Here is a 19490-nt window from a genome sequence, read left to right on the forward strand (position 1 = left end):
AATGATTCTAAAGAGGGGGGCGGACAGGGTATGGACATGGAATGAACTATTTTTTATCTGCCACCGGAAGCAGGCCCGATGCGGCACATCGTGAAATGCGGTGAAAAAACACTCAGCCCAATGGAAGTAAAACGGACAGGGAGTGTCCTTTCCTAACATGCTGATAACAAGCTCAGGACTGAAACCCACTCAGCATCGCTTCCGCCATAACCCAGAGAGCACGGTTGAGCTTTACATCGCCATCGATACCACGCACTGCACGGGTATGCGTTCGCCCGCCTTTTGCACTCCGACCACTGAGTCCGCCCTTAATCAGGTTCTCCTGAATACGCTGGTATGTAGTCCACAGATCATTGCTCTCATCCTGCCAGCGGCGTGGGGAGAGTATCTGAGGTGCTGTCACCGGCTGGTGGTCCTCACCAAAACGGTACGTCAGTGCGGCCTGTGCCAGAGCCTGTTGTGCAGGTGGCGGTAGCATCAGCGACTGCATGGCATCCCGCTTCTCTTCCACACGGTCAAAAATACCCAGCACTTCATACGCCCCCTTAATCACCTGACTCACGACATCTCCTTTGTGCGGCACCCGCACCTCGCCAAACGACTCACCGCAGACGAGTCCGTTCTGGCATACCGCACGAAATAATCCCGGCAGCATCTGATACGAGCTGGTGCCATCATGGGAGTTGAGCAGAATAATTTCCGGGACCTGCTTGCCGGTAATTTTCCCCTCCCTACGCAGGCGCAGCATGTGCTTTGTATGCTCGCGACGACCAGGGTCACGAACACGTGTCTGGCAGGCAAAGAAAGGCTGAAAGCCTTCACGCTGCAGATTTTCAAGAACGGTAATGGTTGGTATCCAGGTATACCGTGCGCTGCGTGACGCATGCTTCTCCTCGCTGAAGACACTGGGCACTACACAAAACAGCTCTTCGTGGGTTAACGGACGGTCACGACGGATAAGATTTGCTGCGCCAAAGCGCGAAGCCAGACGGGTCATAAGCAGACTCCTCATGATGGATAAATAAAAGCAAAAAAGCCCTGCCGCAAAATGGCGGCAGGGCTCAGGAAACTACGGGTTAGAAGGGTTAATTTTCAGAAGAAGAAATTCCAGACTGCACGAGCGACTGATACTACGATGTCGCGTACAGTTTGGATAACTGTCCGAACCGGGGCCGGTATCAGGGGCATGGAACTTACTGTGTCCAGTACCGAGCCGACAGTTTCACCAAAATCGTCACGTGCTTTTTTATTAACGGCATCGGTACGAAGTGGAGCACTAAGCTGTACCGCCACCGGACTACTGGCCTCCCGTGACAGGCAACGAATCATCCGTTCAGCCATCACCCGCAGCCCCCACTGCAAACGTACCGACACCGCACCGACAGGGTTTACAGGTTGGAACAACTCATGCAGTAGACAGATTTTGCGGCTGATATTTTGTTTCTGTTCTGTAGACAGCTTTTCACCACCGCAGGTGGGTTCAACCTTGTCGGACTGACTGATAACAAACAACACCTTATGCCGGTATGCCTCACCAATCACCTCACGGTAAAAATGTTCATCCACCGCCAGCGCTCGATCATCGGCCTTGATCAACCACAGCACCAGGTCGAGCCGGGGAAGCTGCTGGCTGTAGAGCTCGGCATATTCAACATCGCGGCTTTCACTTTCACCAACACCAGGTAAATCGACGATAGTCATAGCATGTTCGCCCACCTGCAGGCGAAAGCATAAGGGGTCGCGAGTGCAGGCAGTAACATCGCTGACAGGTGACACCTTATCGGCAAAAAGAGCATTGCACAAACTGCTCTTGCCTGAGCCGGTTTTCCCCATAATGCCAATCACCGGCTCATAGTGAGTAAGCTGGTTTATTTGTTGCAGAATATGCTCTGATGCCCACTGTGGCAGGCCGGAAAGTGAGTTCTGCAGGGACTTCAGGTCTTCAGGATTGTTCATCACTACTCCTCTGAAAAGTAAAATGAAAACGGCAGAACCGTGAGGTTCTGCCGTTAATTGGGTGTGTTCAGTTGAATGATATATATCTGAAGATTTTTACAATACTGATGTCCTTTTCAACCCGTTGAACTCACAGCACGAAGGGGACGATTGAGGAACCATCTGGCCTGCTCTGAGCTGGCAACGGATCTATTCAGACTCGGTGTATGGAATGGCGGGGAGCAAATCAGTGAAACCGGTATGATTCCTGTAACTGGAACGTCTAAGTCCCGGTATAATCCCAAAAATTCGCCCCTAAATTATTCAGGTTTTTAACCGTGAAAGTTTTTGGGATTAGTGAGCCATCTCTCCCTTCTTTTAGATATTTATGGACAGATTCCTTGCATATTGCTTTTAGGTGTTCCCAGTCACGGTATAAATTTTCTTGTTTTTCCTGCTTTTGTCTAGCAGCGCTGACCTTTCGTGCTGGCACGACGGAGAAATAACTTGGCTGTTCTTTCGCAAGGTAAGAGAATGTTATGTTTCCGAACTGCCAGTCTGCATTCTGTTCGGTTCGCCAGCTGTAGTTAATCCGAACAGAAAGGCGTTCACTGAATGTCGTTGGCGGAAAATTTTGTTCATCGACACTAAATGTAACTTCTTCTGCCTCAACTTCAGAAACTCCTGCCCTCATTCGCAAAAATGCAGCTGCCAGATCGCGGCCAGCTTTCTGGGCTGTGTATCTTGCTGCTTCGCGTTTTTTGGATGACTTGGACATCCGAAGTGTAGTAACAGCTTTTTCAAAGCAACAGAGTTGCTGCGTGACATAGGGTCCACAATCATAGAGTCTGAAGTCCTGAAGATAATAAGATTGTTCTTCATACAGGCATTTATTGATACATTTTTCCAGTTCACTTTCTTCAATGGCTTTAAGCGCTTTGCGAGCTGCATGCGAGATATCAAAATAACTCATTAGAAAACCTTCCTTATGTCAGAAACCACCGGCAATAGCGATCTTCCTGCCTGTTCGGATAGTTAGCATATTTTGCCCAAGACTAACAGGCAAGAAGTACCGAATAAACCGAACCCTGACCGAATCTGGCCAGAGAACGGCCGAGACCGCGTTTACTGCTGCGACCTTACGGCAAAAACAGACCCAGACTTGCCGGAACGGGTTTGGGCTGACCTCATATAGCTGGAAAGGATGACCGACCGCTTTATGCCAGATATAGTCATTCTCACCGTTTTGCCTCTTGCGTTCAAAAGATTGATTGATAAAATCCGGATTGAGGAAATAAACAGTTCAAAAAGGAGACAAACATATGGCGATGATTGATTTATATAGAAGAAATGTTGATCGTAAAAGAGATGAAATCGCGCGTTTGATTGATCAAAAAGCTAAAGAATATGCAAAAATAACAAGCTTAAGTAATAAAATTCAGTCAGCAACAAAAAAAATGAACTCATCGAAGTCATTAACGACGATAAATAATAAGCAAAAAGAAATATACAAACATCAAGCAGATATATCTAAAGTTGAAAAGAAAATCTCAGAATTTGAATCAAAAATCTCCAGAAAAAATAAAGAACTACAAGCGGTGCAAAGAAAGTTTGATAATGAGGAAATGAAAGAATATAAAAAACACCAACAGCTTCAAGATAAATTTCAACGCGAACAAACTAGAGCATTATGCACTGTCAATAAAACTTTGTCGGAACACTCTGAAATGATAAAAAATTTAAGTGATTTACCTGAAGAAATTACGGTGTTGTTTCTTGCATCAAACCCCAAAGATCAAGGACAGTTAAGGTTAGATGAAGAAGTTCGTTCTATAAAAGAAATGATCAGGAAATCACATCACCGTGATGCAGTGAAATTGGAATCATGTTGGGCAGTTAGACCAAGCGATATTCTACAGTATATAAATGAATATATGCCAACAATTGTGCACTTCAGTGGTCACGGAAGCGCTAATGATGAATTAGTCCTTATGGATAACAACTTCAATACTAAATTAGTGTCAATGGATTCTATCGTTCAGGCAATGAGTGTTGCAAATGACAATTTAAGACTAGTATTTTTCAACACATGCTACTCAAAAAACCAAGCTAATAAAGTTGTTGAACACATTGAATGTGCCATTGGAATGAGTGACTCAATTACAGATGATGCTGCGAGAACCTTTTCTGCGCAATTTTATTCATCTTTAACTTTTGGTCTTTCTGTTGAGAACTCGTTTAATCAAGCGAAGGCAGCTTTAATGCTAGAGGGTATTCCAGAACAAAATACACCAACACTTTTTATGAAGACTGGCTACGATGCAGCTAATACATACATTATCGCACAATCAGATCAATAGATATTTTTAATAAATATTTAGTTGCTCAGCATATCTCATTTGTTAGGTGTTGAGCAAAATTAATATTAATAAATAAATGGCAATGTAACATCCTCTTCTCGCTGCGAGTTCAATCGATGGATACAATACACTGGCTATGCCAATAAGCGTGGGAGTAGGTCAACCTAAACGTATTTCATTGAAAGCGCACTATTTGCCATTGACAGTTTCATCAAGACCCAGATTAATATACAGTAACTATATCTTTTTACGTAGAATTTTAAACAAACTGAAAAGAGTCGGTTCTCTGATTTGATTGGCTAATACAGCAAGGATTTAATATGTACAATGAAGAAATTAAAGCTTTTGCTCAAAGGCAAGAGCAGAAACTTATCGCTTCTCTGGGGCACAGTAGGGAGCATTCTGATCCCAGCAATGAAGTAAGGAACAGGGATGATTATCAGCGCGATTATGCGCGTATTCTATACTCATCTTCATTTCGGCGACTTCAGGGCAAAATGCAGCTGTTTGAAGTTGATCCCGAAAAATTCAATAGAAACAGATTAACACATAGCCTTGAAGTCGCGCAGATAGCTCGGAGTATCGCATCAGACCTTGAGCTGAAACACTCCGTGGTAGTTGAACTGGCAGCTCTGGCGCATGACATTGGTAATCCTCCTTTCGGGCACTCAGGGGAAAAATTGCTTAATCGGTTATCTGCTGATATAGGTGGATATGAAGGGAATGCCCAAGCGCTTCGTATCTTAAGAAAGCTCGAAAAGAAATATGCTCACTGTGGCGGTCTGGATCTGACCCACCGAAGCTTGCTCTCTGTCATCAAGTATCCAAATACAAAATCCATTGCTGAGAAATTCATTTATGATGAAGATTATGAGTTCTACCAGCAATTGCTTATAAAGCATCAGCTTGAACTGCAGGCAGGAGAGAAAACTATAGATGCACAGATAATGGATCTTGCTGATGAAATTGCCTACGCTGCGCATGATCTTGAAGACGCGCTTAGCAGAAATATGGTGACCATTGAAGACATTGAGTATGAGTTTTTTATCTCAGAAAAGTACAAAGATGCTTTGCCCCACTTTACAGGGATTGTCAAGAAGTCAAAGGAAACTGCTGCTAAAGCTAATTCAATGAAGTCGTCCGAAGAGTTCGCCATGATTTTTCGCAAAGAGCTTACTTCCAATATAGTAAATCGTCTAGTCATGGATATTTCAGTCGTCATGAGTAAGCATGGCTTTGAAGAACTTGGGTTCGGAAAGTTACAGAAACTATCAGAAGGTCTGAAAAAACTGCTATTTAAAGTAATTATGCGTAAGAGGAATATACTGACTTACGAGTTCAGAGGTAACGAGATCATCGCTGACTTATACGAGTTTTATAATCAGGAAGACAATTTCAAATTTTTGCCCCCTGAACTCAAGTTTGCGATACCGGAAGAAAATTCCACTGACTACACCAGTAAAAAGGCACGAGCTGTTGTTGACTACATCTCAGGCATGATGGATACGTTTGCCATTAAAGAATGGGAAACCCACTGCAAGAAATAACTGTAGTGATCGCTGACTGCGCGACATAAGAAATATTTCTTATGTCGCGAAGTCCGAATTTCGCTTAAAAAATTCCCGATGTACATTATCTCTGTGCTCACCACACTATTCCTTGCTCGGCCCGAAATGCATCGTTTCTCGGTTCGATAGGAATTGCCTACATTGCTAGGCTTTACTTATGGCTATCTTTATATTGTTCTGATTTGAGCCGCTGTTATCTATCAAAAATCTGGACACTGACATATGAACTCCTTTTACTAAATGTTAAGAGGAATCTCAGCGCTTTGGTCTAGAGCTTAATATTTTTTAATTGTCATGAATACTAAGCATGTGTTATCTCAAACATCGTCGTCATCGTCTTTTTCTGGTTTATCCTCAATTACTGGTAGGGCTTCAAGTTGTGATTTGAGTTGTTCGTCTAACTGAGCGGCTAATGAAAGAAATACGGCAAGATTTTTTTGTCGTTTTTCCAGAACTCGCCGTTGTGCACTACTGGGATTAGTTGTGTTGGATGGGTTCCCACGTAATTGGAAAATACGAAGTTCAATTAGATCAATGTCGTCGTCTAATCCAGCTTTTTGTGCCAGTTCCACCCATTCTTGAGATTTATCAATAGAATTTTCTGCAGCTAAAGAGAGACAATAGTCAATCAGGATTTTTGAGGCCGAATCGATACTTTCGGCAACTTTTAACCATTTTTGAGTCTCCGAAGTTTCCTTTTCTCTATCAGTTAGCCTTGGGTAGGGAAAGAAATACCTTGGTAGCAGGTTTTCAGGATCAAGACTTTCTAAAGCCCTTAGGATGGGTTCTAGTTCTTTAAATGGCTTATTACCAAATGGTAATTCGTAGCGGTTAGTCCAAAAGGCCCACACAGAGTCCCTAATCTCCATGTGTTTCGCGATGCGCACAGTGTCATCCGTAGTATTTTCAGCGTCGTAAATCAGTTCTGCAATATGATGAGCCATCCAACGGCCTAACGTATCAACAGAATTGTTTAACGCTAGTTCTTCAACCAACTTTTTCCCCAGTTGTACAATTGCCGTATAGCGTTCGGAAGGTTCCGTCATGTTTAAGGAGGAAGATTCTGTTACTTGATGGGATATTCTCGAGTTCATTTTCATTACTCCGTCCATATCTGTTACTCCGCGAGTAGCGATTTACACCAACCTCTATAATGAGATCCATGCTTAATGTAGTTAACATTTTTTTGATAAACTCCACCGAGGCGTAAAGCTTGTAACCACTTGGTTTCTCATCTTCATTTTTTTGTGCTAGGCTACCCCAGATTCTGGATATCATTTCTGGTTCGGTGCTATGAGTGGTATGCCATACCCGCTGGTCTTTATCCGTAGTTAATTTCATTGCTTCAACGATAAACGACGCAGGCTTAGGTAACGGGAATGTCACATCGCCAGCCCATGGATCGTGTTCATCAATGCCTTTATATTCACCGATGTCTTTAATCCATCCCTTTAACTTATAAGACATATGGTCAATTTCCATATCCTCACCAGTGCTGGGGATTTTATAGTCATATGCATTTTCAGTAGTTTGTAGCGCCCGGAGTAAAGATAAAGATCTTTCGGGTGAGACTAACGCAGTAGAAACCGAAATCGACTCTCTTCGGTCATTGCGCTTATCTGACCAGTGTCCCCATACTGTCAGTAATCCAGAGGCAGGGCTTAATGATTCGTCAAAGATGTTTTCCGAAATTGATCCAAGCCATTCATTGAGATTATCAGAAGTATCGTTAATCCAGCTTGGCCTGATTTCGGGTTGTGGATCTCGTCGATCGGCTAGCCAGCGCCCATCACTACGTGAAATATCATGCCTTTTTAGCCAATCCTGAAAAACGTCATCTATTTCATCGTAACGGCTATCCACTAATGGCTTGGTTGCCAATAGTTTTCCAGCCGAGATGAACATTGCATGGTAGGAGAGGTAAAAATGGTAATCATCAACACGTGGATAGGAACCATGGCTGTGATGATTATCTCTGTCTCGATAATAACGCCGTTTGTTTCGCTCATCTTCTTCCCAGTTACGGGTTCCTTTAAAATCAAAATCATCGCGAATAATGCGTAACATTTCGGGTTCAAGCTGTTTTTGAGATACTCCAAAACAGCGGCCTAAAGGTTCCAGCCAATATGGGCCAAAATCAATACCAAAAGTGTATGAATCCTCGCCCACTAAACTTTCAGAGTCACTCACTGTTGGGTCATACGTTGACCGGTTTATGTTGGAAAGATTGTCTCTTTCTTGAGCGGTTATAGATATCAATCCAGCTTCATTAAGCGCGAGCAGGGTTCTGGCGGCAAAAAGGCGGATTAATACATGTGGTTGTTCAGTTGTCGCGTAGCGATAAAAATAATCGGTATAGGGTATCAGCGCTTTTCCGTCATCTTGCGCGGCACGTGCAACAGCAATTAATAACCATAATTGAGCATGGAGGTTATAGAAGGGAAGATTGCGATCGCAAAAGGGCTGTGTTGAGCAATTTTCAGCATGTTGAAATATTGCTTGAAGCACTTTGGAACGTTCTAATCGGCAGAGCATAAAAACGGCATGAGCTGCTTCCCAGCGAACGGTTGATTCTGGCGACGCTAGCCTGGCCCATATGTACCCCGCAAGAGAATCTTCTACCTGAGTTGGGGGAATTAATGTTGGCCCCCATGGACCATCACCATCTTCCTCTTTCAATACTTCATTGAATAAGTCCAACCCATAAGATAGGACATTTAATGCTTCTTCTGGGGTCAACTTATTAACCAAAAGCCCGACAAGGCTAAACAGTTGTTGTGAATCTGATGGTTCTGGTGATTCAGATGTTGCATTTAGAACAATACTGATTAACTCATCTTCATTGAGCCCGGAAAGTTCGCTGGCAAGCTTAAAAGGGAACACTTCGTAGTAGCGATGCTTTCTAATAAGCATGCAAAACCGCTGGCAGTAACTTTTGGTTACTGAAGCAATAGTTGTTTTTATGCTTAACCGGGCTGTCCATTCCTCAGGGATGGATTCAAGAAAAGTCCCGAAACTATAAAGGCTGATCTCAGATAATTTAACAAAAGCGTTAATAAAGTCTTTTTCTTTGCCAAAACTAATACGAGTTATCGCCTCTTGAATAAATAACTCGGTTGAATAGAGCTCAGGTTCATGACGGAAGTTTTGGTATGCGATAGAAATTCCTTCGGATGTGGATAAATCACACATGTTAAAAACTCTTTGCCATGCTGCTTTAGATTTTTCGTCAGTTTCAGTGGCGTGGTCGCTTGTTGATTCCAAATTTAATCTGGACTGTTCTTCAACTGAAATGTTTATATTTAGAACAGTGAGGTTTATTCCGATGGACAAAGCTATGGTTTTAATTCGTGTTAATTTTTCTGAACGAGGTGAGGTGAATTGTATGTAATTATAAACCCATTGAAAAAGCGTTTGTTTGTCCTGATCGCTTCTACATAAAGGCAGAGCAGCTATTAGTAACTTATCTTCGTCCCACTCTTCCCGGAAAGGGATTAATGCTGCTGCATCAAGTGGATTGATTTTATTTTTCTTTACTAGTTGTTCTATCGTTAACGCCAGTATATTTCGGTGATCGCCAAACGTACGATCTCGCCAACGACTAATGATGGCCAGAGTGGAAGATGGGCATAATTCAGACAACGCTTTGATCGTATCATTCCATGCAAAATGTTTATCACGATCAACATATTCTCGAGTTACTTCGGCACAGCGTGAGAATTTATAGGCAATTTCTGGTGATGCTATGTTTTTGTCGGCAATGTATTCCGCCAGATCAAGTAATGCTCCCCATCGTTCCAGATTTTCATCACCGAGTTTATTGGTGACCTCAATAGCGTAGTTAAAATATTCTTGTGCTTCTGACTTATCAATTAAAATAAGTGATCTGGCTATATCGATATAGTTCTCAGCCTTGGTTTGTGCGTCAGTGTGGTCATCCTTCCACAAAGATAGTGCCTGTTGCGCGAAGATAAATGTAAATTTTTCAAGCCCAGTTATCTGCGAGCAAAGACGGGAAAATCTGTGCAATGTCGGTGTAAAGACCCGGTTGTCCTTATGTTGATACCATGCAGTGATTTCTTCGATATCAGCGCAAGTAATATCTCCGACTTCAGATAAAATATCGAACCAGATATTAGCTATTTCATCACTGCTAAAGGAATGCTCCGAGTATGAATACCCTTTTATTTCCGCTGATAATTTTTTTGCATCAGCGAGTTGATTATCTAACTCAGCCTTGGATACTTTCCCTAAAAGGGCTTTAGCCCATAAGTTATACCAAGGAATTAACACACCACTATATTGCTTTAATTCGCGAAGTTCCTGTGATTCACTATGCTTTCTTTCAGAGTTTATCTCTTCAATGACCTTTTCAGATGCAATATCACTCAAACTTAATGGTGAGTTAGTTAATGTCGCGCGTAGCGCATACATTCGTATATATTGCACACGTTCTTTACTGTGTTTAGAGGACAGGGCATTCGGAGCGGATTGGGGCAAGTAGCGGTTTAAAAGTGTTATAGCTTCTTTGTCATTACAGACATTGAGCCGTAGCGCCATTTCAACCATGCTGGTTATTGCAGCTATTGTCTGATTATCAAATGAGTATCTGATTTTGATTTTCAGATGAGGGCTAGCCAATAAACGGTAGCCTCTCTTGATAGATTGTTCAGGTAACTGGTAATGGAACCTTCTGGTGGTCAGTACAATAGCCAAAATTAATCCAAGATCATTTCCTGCCGCAATAGCTAACTGGTTCAGCTCTGTATAACGGCCGTGATCCAGTAATTGTTTGGCAATGATTATGCCGGCACTGAAAGATAATTCTCGAGGTCGCCATTGGCGAAGACTTCTTGCCGCTTCATCTGCCCCATGAATATTCAGATAGGCGATCGCCATAACGGCTATGTCCTGAGCGGTTACGTTTTCTCTGCTGCGTTCATCATCGTTTAGTGAACTCCAATTATCTAACCATTCCAGAGCAATACGTAGTCGGCTACGGGCGTCACCAGAGAGCTCAGAAAATTCCGATAAAAGTGCAGAGTTATAGACGTTTTGTGACCCAACCCAACCAGTATCAGTAAAGGCACGGCGTGAAATAAGCTCCTGAACACTGTGGCTGTCCATAAATTTTGCAGTCAGATCAAGATTATCCTGCAATAATTTTCGCCGCCTGCTGTCGCCTGCACTTTCTCCACCGGCTTTGAGCGCAAGTTTTGCCGCATCCTGATACTTCTCAAGGCGTAACGCAGCTTTCAGGGCGAACTGCAGTCTTTGAAGTTCAACATCTCGGCGTTCGATAGGACTCGTTTCTGGTAACCCTTGGGATGTCATTGCCAGAGTGACGAGTTCCGAAAATTGCCCAGCCTCAAGCATTAGCGGTGGTAATACTGACGCAGCGTAGGCACTATTTTTTGTTAACGGCGTCAGTCGGGCAATAAACTGACGAAGCTCTTTTTCTTTAGGACGATATCGTTCCTGAAACCACGTTTCAGCAGGTTCATCAAAGAACTGGATAGTATCCCCATTGACGATTAGCGGCCGCCCAAGATCCAACGCAAAGCTTTTTATTGCGGATTCATCGATTTCAGCGATGGCAGACAAAATAGCGATAGGAATGAGTGGGCGGAGTACCGCCAGTGCTGCACAAATAAAATCGATCTGCGTACGTTCTGTATGCCCAGAGGCATCCTTCAACTGGCAGATGGCGGCTTCGAGTACTTCTCCGATTGTATCTTCCACCGTTTTGGGATTAGGACCTAACAATCTCAATGTATCTGGCAGTGATAAATGTCGAGAAAGTGACAATGCCTGAACCCTGGGGTTATGAGAGCTCAGTCGATGGAATTCATCCACATCCTGATCGTTTGCATCCGGGAATATTCCACGCAGGTGTGCGGCTGTTTCGCTGCGATCGAAAGGTTGTAAAGTCAGGCTGGGAGTGCCGGGACGTGGATTAAGCAGGCTCTGCCTATGTGGTCTGCAAAGTGCGACAATACAAACGCCTGCGGGAATGTTCTCTCTGAGCAGATCTCTTATAAATGAGCGTGATTCGTTGATTTCCTTTGCGGCCATTTGTGCATTATCCGCAGCATCAACAATAATGCACAATATTGCCTCAGGATGTGACGCCCGAAGCGTGGAAATCCCCTGAGAAATACGATACATAAATGCACGCATATAGTGAGAAATGTCAGTGCTGGCGTTCGGAATTAAAGGATGACATAGACCATGTGAGGCTATCTCATTGGCAATCTGCACTAATGCGGTTCGGTGGTGATGGCGATAAGCTGAAGCATTGCGATATTGTCCATTACCAAAACAGTCATACAGAATACTGACTGACCCCTCAGGCAGGTGTTGATGAATACGGGTTGAGAAAATTGATTTGCCTACACCAGCGTCGGCATGAACGATGATAGGTGAGCCCATGGACTCCACAATATTTTTGACCAGTGAAACCTCTTGTATTCGGGGTATCACATTTTCAATTTTCTCTATCAGGCAAGGTGCAGGGAATAGATCTGTTTCGTCTACCCCTAACGCACGTAAAACATCCATTCTGGTAATAGCTGGATCGGATGCACTTTCTGATAGCGCTTTCCGGGTAATCAGTTCTTTTAGGTTCAGCGGGGCTTGGGTGTCAAGATCAGGGAGATATCCGTTAGATTCTCTCAGGAGAATATTTCGCTGTTCCCAGTAACCATCCTGTCGTTCTTCAATGCGAAGCATCTGGCAAAAGGACACCAACCCTTGATCTTCCAGACCTGTGAATTTTTTTAGTTTAGCAAGGTCGTCTGGATGGCGAGGAGTGCGTTGATTTGCCACATCTGTAATTGCTTCACTGAAACTCGTACTGACAGGGCGGTTAGTGACAAACCATAATTCAAGCTTAGTATGCAAGGATTCAGCAGGAAATCGCTGCAAAAGTTCTTTATACCGTTTAGCGAATCCTTCTATCGTTTTCTGTAATCCGCTGGGGGGCCATGCGGTTTCAGCATGTAATGTTGAATGCTTCAATTGCATATATCTGACAGTAGTTGCTTGCTCGAACTCATTACTGCCGTAGTATTCGGCAATATCAATGATCTCTTCGCCTTCCTCCACCGATGGTTGAGATCCCATTTCCGTTGTCGAAGCACCTTCAATGGTAAGTGCGGTTAAAGACGCTTTAGGGTCTAGCAACCGGAGGGCTCGGCGAGCAGCCCAAAGATAGTGAAATTGATCTCCATCCCTACTGGCTCGAACAAGCAAGCTGTCTGACATTGATTTTTATCCTTATATTCAGATAGGCTTTTGGATTATAACCCCCTAAAATTTAAGTGACTATCCTGTATGAGGGAATTGATATGGAAATTGAGAAAGGAAGAGTGTAGGCAGTGACATACCCGTAACTTTTAGCCCAAAATTTATATCTTGCTCTCTGAGAACTGCTACATGTAGCAGGTTGTAGCAGGGTATCGAGAAACAATACCGAATTTTTTACCGAGAAATGTATCAATTATGTTAATTGACAGGGTGAGGATAAATACCTCACCCAGAGTGCTATTAACAAGCTAATCCGCTTAAGCATGGACACTGGCTTGTGCCAAAGTTGCGGTAACCGCTGTGGACGTCCTTAGTTCTGGTTTTAGCCAGATACGCCAGTCGAATCAGGAAACCCCAGTAGACTGGGCTACGATCCAAGGCGTCGAATCGGCTAAACCTGTAAACAGCATTTGGCGGGAATTCAGTTAATGTTGCGTAATCTTCGTGAGCAAGCCCTATAGCACTGCACCAGGCTTTCTGTATTCGGGTTGCCATGTTTTTAGCATTGAGTTCCTTGTAATTACCCAGGTACCCATACACATCTGCATTAAACAGCAACATCAGGTGATAATGTGGGTGCTCCCCGGTATCGCGTTCTCTGCACCACACATAAGATGGAAATGTCGGGTTACCCGGTCTCTTGGACCGGTGATGATCTGCCCGTAACTGGCTTTTCAGTGACTCGAAGAAGCGAGTGATTGCCTGCGCATCATCGCGCTGGAAGCATATTGGTAGATCAGGCTCGCCCGGTACATAGGATTGAGCGAACCTTGTGTCAGTACGAATAGCTAGTATTCGGTTATGCTGCTCCAGTGTGCCGTAGACCATGTTGAGTAGTGGATTGAGAATATCGAGGTCAATAGGCGATCTATACTTTCTGGAGGCTATTTCTACCAAGTTATCGGTTTCTTCATTGGTAAGTGAATATAGTGATTCCATAATAATCCTTCATTCTGTAAATATTAATCATTGGATCGTGGGTAGCCCTCACGCTACCCACGTGATGTTGGATATAACTTCTGTAGGGGTTGTCACTCTTGATGATTGTTTGTACAGGAGTAGACCTTTGATAAAGGTATATTACATCTACCGATTAAAACTCATGAGCTGTCCTCCTCAATAATTTAAGCTGAATCCTTAGTGTGACTTGTCTTAAGAACAAAAAAAATTAATCAGAAAGAGCCAGCTTACTCTGAAGTTATTCAGGTAAACGTAGTTTACTCATCGCAACTGTTCCTGAGTCTAACAACGGGATATTGGTTTTTTCAGCTAGTTCGCTAGGTTCCATTTTGGAACCAATAAATTTGACATAATTAACCCCACCTCGTTCAAATAGTTGTACTATTCCTTCAGATTCAAGTTTTTCTAAAGCAGAATTCAGACTTTCTGAACGCCTGACTGAATATGGACCTTTTTTAATGATATCATTCCTCTTGAAATCGTAAGAACCATTACTAACAAGATGCTCCTCCATGAACCATACCAACTTTTCTGCAGTTGTAGGTTCTCGGGTAGTATCGACCTTAGTGATAAGGTGATTAATAATCCATTGTGTTATTTTAGTAGCTGACATTAAAGTTTCCTTGGTAATTATTGGTGAGTCGGGTGTAATAAACATTTGCATTACTGCTGCGATTCTCGTAGCTTGTTCCATAATTCTTGAGGCGAAATCATCATAGTGATGCAACTCCTTTCCTTTTTGCATTAGTTCCCTGATTCGTTTACTTTGTGTATCCCATGACGCTTTCGCCTCTTCAGATAAAGTAATACAGATACGTTCTTCATTTTTTTCTCTACGCTCTATCCCGTCTTGCAAATGCTTAACGAGAATAGAGAAAAAACCATCAAGTCCTGGTTCATCAGACCATGAACACGCATCAGGGATGTTGCATAGTTCAGGAAGTTGCTCCATATCAATCAATAATAAACGCGCTAAGAATCCTGATTTTCTTAATTTTTTCCCCCGCTTACTTATAAAGTCGTTAAACAATTCAGGCTGTAACAACAGCAATACGGTCAGCCGGACATCATCAACATCGTAGCTGTCACGAGATGCTCTGCTGTCAGAGATTCTCCCTTCTCCCCAAAGAGAGTTAAAAACTGATATATTGCGAAAAAGATTGCTGTCAATCACCCCACCGGCTTCATCAGAGCCGAGCATCAATGATGGAGAACCCAGCGCTAATGCCTTTCTAAGTCCCTCACTTGTCGAATCATTTTTAGTAAGATACTTTCTTTCTGGGACAGATGGTTTTCTTCTTTGGCACTCCTCCAACGCCTCAAGTGCCTCAGTTACATCAACCTTCTGACGAACAGCTTTGCCAAATTGTTTTTTAAGCTCTTTTAGCTCAGTTTCCCAGGATACTAGTTTAAGCTTATGAATTTTCTCTTTTAACAGAAAATCATTTCGCAGCTCTTTTTCCAGTTGATAAATTTCCCCCATCAACAGCCTGAATACCGTTGATTTCCTGCTACCTGAGCGTGCCAATAGCATCAGATAAAGTGATGTAAAGGTTCTCCCATTTTTAAGCTGAATATCAAATTTGTCCTGGCAGGCAAGTGCCATTACCCCAAGTAACACTATTAAAATAAGTTCAGCGGCGGCTCCTGTTTTATAATGTATGTAGCTTATTAACCGTTGTGCAAAAGTGGGAAGCGTCTGGAACTTTAGTCCAAGTTCTTTATTTTGCGTTGAGCTGTTTTTTTTAGACATACATCCTATCTAACTCCTCTTTATAATTAATTAATAAGACTGCGATGTAACAACCATTCATCAATTTCTGATTCAAGCCATCCAACTGATTGTGTTCCAAGCTTTCTTTTCTTCGGAAAAGTTGGATCATATCGTGGCGACCTCGGGTTCAACCAGTCATAAATTGTGGCTCGCGAGATACCTGTTTTATGGATAACAGCAGGTAAGCGGAGTATCCTGACTGCTGATGAAGTGTTCATACTAGTTTGCCTCTTGTTAGCTCAGTTTGGTTCCAGCAAAGAATAGCTGCAAGGATTCTTCGAAAAAATACGGCTAGCAAAGGTTTATTTTTAACAGGTTTAACTTGTTGATATTGTGGGGCTAAATGTTTTCTATTAAAGTTTTTAGTGAAGAAATTAGTCGAAAACGCAGTGCTCTCTCCAGTGAGATGAAAGACTGTGAATGGAGCAAGTATGCCCAAGTTCTGGATGAAAAACATACAGGCATGCAGGCTGAGTTGACTATGATGAAAGAGCGGGTCTGGAATTCCAAGAAGTTTGGTCCCGGAATATTATTGTATTCATCATCTTATTTGAAGGAGCATAGCTACAGTGACTCTCATAAGGACTTTCCATCAAATGAGAAAAGCATCGAGTTAGCTAAGCTTATTGAACGTTATTGGAGTACATTGGAGGCTGAACTTCTGAGAGATAATGTTGCTGTCATTATTCCTGAATATATCTCTATGGATGAGCTTTTTAAATTTCACCTTAGGTATGCACAGAAGTGCTATAAATGGGGTGAATTAGTTATATCAGACAATGAGGATGTTGCATTTGAAGCATTTAAAAAAGCATCTGAGTTATTTGATAAAAGCATGGGGATGGTTTGGTATAAGATCTCTGTAGATAAACAAACTAAACTTTTATCTACCAGGAATAGATCAGGAAGAAACGGTGGAATAAAAAAATCTGAAATGTATCGACCTATTCAGGAAAAACTGGTGGAACTTATCAATGATTTGGCTCCTGAAGAAGGATGGAGAAGTAAAGCTGCAGCGGTGAATGTTCTCATTGAACCTTTGTGGCTATTTATAGAGGAGTCAAAATTGAATATTAATAAGCAGGATAAAAAATACCGAATGCCAACTACCAGTCAGGAAGCCTTAGCCGATACTATTTTGAAATCATGGTCTACAAATGTTGAAAGTGTGAGGCAGGCTTTCGAGGACACTGTAAGCAGAAAAAAAAGAACTAGTCAGTTGTAGTAATCTTTTATGTGAATTTGGATAATAAGAATAAGCGCTCCCTATGAAGCGCTTATTCGTGTATTAGCCGACAAGCCTTATACCTCGAATGCCATCTCCAATCATATTTCCGTGATCAGCAGCCATAACGAAATCAGCCCACCATTGCATCATTGGACGACGCTGCTCTAGGTAATCGCTGCGGTTATAAGCGCGACGAACTTCATTCTTGTCTACATGGGCAAGTGCTGCCTCAATGACATCAGGCGGAAAGCCTTGTTCATTAAGGGCTGTACTGGCGATAGATCGCAGGCCGTGTGAAACGAGCACCCCACCAAAACCTGCGCGTTTTAGCGATGCGTTTACGGTCTGACTGTTCATCGGCTGGTTTGGCTTGATGCGGCTGGGAAAGATAAATTCTCGATTTCCACTTAACGGCTTCATCATCTCCAGTATCGCAATTGCTTCATCTGACAATGGAACAGTATGGTCGCGGTTCATTTTCATGCGTGCTGCAGGGATCTTCCACTCTCGCGCTTCTATGTCTACCTCTTCCCAGAGAGCTTCAGCCGCTTCGGCAGGGCGGGTAATAGTAAGAAGTTGCCACATGAACAGGCAGCGTGTGGAAAGGCTAATGCTGGCTGTTCGCATTGTCTGCATCAGTTGAGGTAGTTGATCCGGTCGAATGCTGGGCATGTTCTTTTTCTGAGGCTTCTCGAAGGCTTTACCGATATTAACGCTGGGAACAGCATCAATCAGCCCTGTGTTTTGGGCATAGATCATGACCTCATTAATGCGTTGGCACAGGCGACGAACGGTTTCCAGTGCTCCTCTGGCCTGAACTGGTTGGACGGCCTGAACCAGTGTGTGAGCTTTAATATCTGTAACGCTAACGTCGCCAATTGCAGGAAAGACATCTCTTTCAAGAGAGCGCCAGATATCGTCGGCATAGTCCTCTGTCACGCTGGCTTTCTTCACATTCCACCATCGTTCAGCCACGAGTTGGAAAGTATTGGTTTTAGCTTCAAGCGAACTACGAAGTTGTTCTTGCTGATGTTCCTGTGGATCGATTTGTTTCGCCAGGAGAGAGTGTGACTCTGCCCGGTAGTTTCTGGCATCGGCAAGCGTAACTGACGGGTAGGGGCCTATGCTCTTCTTCGCACGTTTCTTGGTGACAGGGCGAATGTAGCGAAACTGCCAGATTTTACTCCCGCTGGATTTGATAAGTAGCTGAAGGCCATCGCCATCATAGAGAACGTAGTCCGCTTCCTTGGGTTTAGCAGATTCGATTTCTTTAACGGATAGAGGTTTGGTTTGTCTTGCCATTGCCGGGTTTCCATAGTTTTAGGCACCTCAAAAACAATAAAGCTTTATGAGGTGCCTAACAAGGTGCCTAAAAGGTTCGGATTTAATTAGTTGGCATCAGACTTCGCGGGACAAATTCAAGGCACAAAAAAGCCCGCAGGGCTTGCGCCGTGCGGGCTCTTAGGACTTCATCGGATGACTCTGGTAATCACCGATGGAGAATTTTGGTGGAGCTGGCGGGAGTTGAACCCGCGTCCGAAATTCCTACATCCTCGGTACTACATGCTTAGTCTGGTCTTTACATTCGCCTGGCAGCTGCGGACAGACACGCCACTACCAGACTAGCCTGATTAGTTTTAACGCTTCAGCCCCAGGCAGGACATCCACGCGATCTCTTTTGGGTTTGACCTCTCTTGATCCCCGTCCTAAGAGCGGAGGCTAGGGAGAGAGGGCTCTGAGCAGGTTATTAAGCTGCTAAAGCGTAGTTTTCGTCGTTTGCGACTATGTTTTTGCGGTTTTTTTACGAGGCCTACCGCACCTCGGCATGCACCTTGGGTTTCGCGAATCCCGTCGAATCCAGAATCAGCCCCAGAAGTGTACTGCGAAGTATAGCAGAAACAGGGCGCGCCATGCCAGTCCATATCGCTACGTCTTTAGCATGAGCGAAAATCGCTTCTGCACGGCCTGAGCGCAACAATATAAAAATAATCTTTTGCGTAAGGAATATTCTTAAAAACAAGCGAAGCGAGTAAAAAAAGTTAAGCTGATAATAACCCTGAAATAACTGGTATTAATTATTACTGGATTATTAACGGATATATTTTTACGTTTCTTTGCTTTGGCCAGTTTTAGTCAGGGAATGATAATTCAAAACCCAATTAATTAACCCTGTATAAATTATTAAGCCTCCCTGAAATAAGTAAGCACAACGACGATTCAGCATGCGAATCATCACTCTTTATTCGAAAAAATCGTGGTGTGAAGTTGCTTAAAAGAGAAACGTTGGTGATGCTGCCAACTTACTGATTTAGTGTATGATGGTGTTTTTGAGGTGCTCCGGTGGCTTCTGTTTCTAT

The 19490-nt window shown here is 43.2% G+C and carries 12 protein-coding genes and 1 other RNA gene; 3 read left to right on the plus strand and 10 right to left on the minus strand.

The window, feature by feature from the left end; translation table 11 throughout:
• Positions 1 to 172: 172 nt before the first annotated feature.
• The 3 genes from DW56_RS07785 to DW56_RS07795 all read right to left on the minus strand — a co-directional run bounded on the left by DW56_RS07785 (position 173) and on the right by DW56_RS07795 (position 2908).
• Positions 173 to 997, minus strand: coding sequence for a DUF932 domain-containing protein (locus DW56_RS07785; RefSeq protein ID WP_024554496.1), 825 nt, complete (start codon positions 995 to 997; stop codon positions 173 to 175).
• A 95-nt stretch (positions 998 to 1092) separates the two neighbouring features.
• On the minus strand, positions 1093 to 1956 hold the full coding sequence (locus DW56_RS07790) for a GTPase family protein (RefSeq protein ID WP_029589754.1): 864 nt from the start codon (positions 1954 to 1956) through the stop codon (positions 1093 to 1095).
• A gap of 262 nt (positions 1957 to 2218) precedes the next feature.
• Positions 2219 to 2908 carry a hypothetical protein gene (locus tag DW56_RS07795; RefSeq protein WP_016243026.1) on the minus strand — a complete coding sequence of 230 codons (690 nt, stop codon included), beginning with the start codon at positions 2906 to 2908 and terminating at the stop codon, positions 2219 to 2221.
• Between the two features lie 349 nt (positions 2909 to 3257).
• On the opposite strand from DW56_RS07795, the gene DW56_RS07800 reads away from it, so the two are divergent.
• Positions 3258 to 4295: a CHAT domain-containing protein gene (locus tag DW56_RS07800; RefSeq protein ID WP_024554494.1), complete on the plus strand. Its 1038-nt coding sequence runs from the start codon at positions 3258 to 3260 to the stop codon at positions 4293 to 4295.
• 320 nt (positions 4296 to 4615) lie between these two features.
• On the plus strand, positions 4616 to 5842 hold the full coding sequence (locus DW56_RS07805) for a deoxyguanosinetriphosphate triphosphohydrolase family protein (RefSeq protein WP_024554720.1): 1227 nt from the start codon (positions 4616 to 4618) through the stop codon (positions 5840 to 5842).
• A gap of 338 nt (positions 5843 to 6180) precedes the next feature.
• Here the strand turns inward: DW56_RS07805 and avs3b are convergent, their stop codons facing one another.
• The 5 genes from avs3b to DW56_RS21480 form a co-directional block, all read right to left on the minus strand.
• Positions 6181 to 6909 (minus strand): AVAST type 3 anti-phage proein Avs3b, encoded by a 729-nt coding sequence (avs3b, locus tag DW56_RS07810; RefSeq protein ID WP_024554719.1) that lies wholly within the window; start codon positions 6907 to 6909, stop codon positions 6181 to 6183.
• On the minus strand, positions 6851 to 13129 hold the full coding sequence (avs3a, locus tag DW56_RS07815; RefSeq protein ID WP_029589755.1) for an AVAST type 3 anti-phage nuclease/ATPase Avs3a: 6279 nt from the start codon (positions 13127 to 13129) through the stop codon (positions 6851 to 6853). The genes avs3b and avs3a overlap by 59 nt, the downstream gene beginning before the upstream one ends.
• Positions 13130 to 13411: 282 nt before the next feature.
• A complete protein-coding gene (locus DW56_RS07820; protein WP_024554717.1) occupies positions 13412 to 14110 on the minus strand; it encodes an inovirus Gp2 family protein in 699 nt (232 codons plus the stop codon).
• 259 nt (positions 14111 to 14369) lie between these two features.
• On the minus strand, positions 14370 to 15884 hold the full coding sequence (locus tag DW56_RS07825; RefSeq protein WP_024554716.1) for a YfjI family protein: 1515 nt from the start codon (positions 15882 to 15884) through the stop codon (positions 14370 to 14372).
• Between the two features lie 26 nt (positions 15885 to 15910).
• Positions 15911 to 16123, minus strand: a complete 213-nt coding sequence (locus DW56_RS21480; protein WP_013365117.1) for an AlpA family transcriptional regulator — start codon at positions 16121 to 16123, stop codon at positions 15911 to 15913.
• A gap of 125 nt (positions 16124 to 16248) precedes the next feature.
• On the opposite strand from DW56_RS21480, the gene DW56_RS07830 reads away from it, so the two are divergent.
• Positions 16249 to 17130 (plus strand): hypothetical protein, encoded by an 882-nt coding sequence (locus tag DW56_RS07830; RefSeq protein ID WP_024554715.1) that lies wholly within the window; start codon positions 16249 to 16251, stop codon positions 17128 to 17130.
• 63 nt (positions 17131 to 17193) lie between these two features.
• Here the strand turns inward: DW56_RS07830 and DW56_RS07835 are convergent, their stop codons facing one another.
• The gene (locus DW56_RS07835; protein WP_024554714.1) at positions 17194 to 18435 is read right to left on the minus strand and encodes an integrase; all 1242 of its coding nucleotides are present in this window, start codon (positions 18433 to 18435) and stop codon (positions 17194 to 17196) included.
• Positions 18436 to 18639: 204 nt separating this feature from the next.
• Positions 18640 to 19004: a transfer-messenger RNA gene (gene ssrA, locus DW56_RS21485) on the minus strand.
• Positions 19005 to 19490: the final 486 nt, after the last annotated feature.

The sequence above is a fragment of the Franconibacter helveticus LMG 23732 genome, from assembly GCF_000463115.2.
Taxonomy (GTDB): Bacteria; Pseudomonadota; Gammaproteobacteria; order Enterobacterales; family Enterobacteriaceae; genus Franconibacter; species Franconibacter helveticus.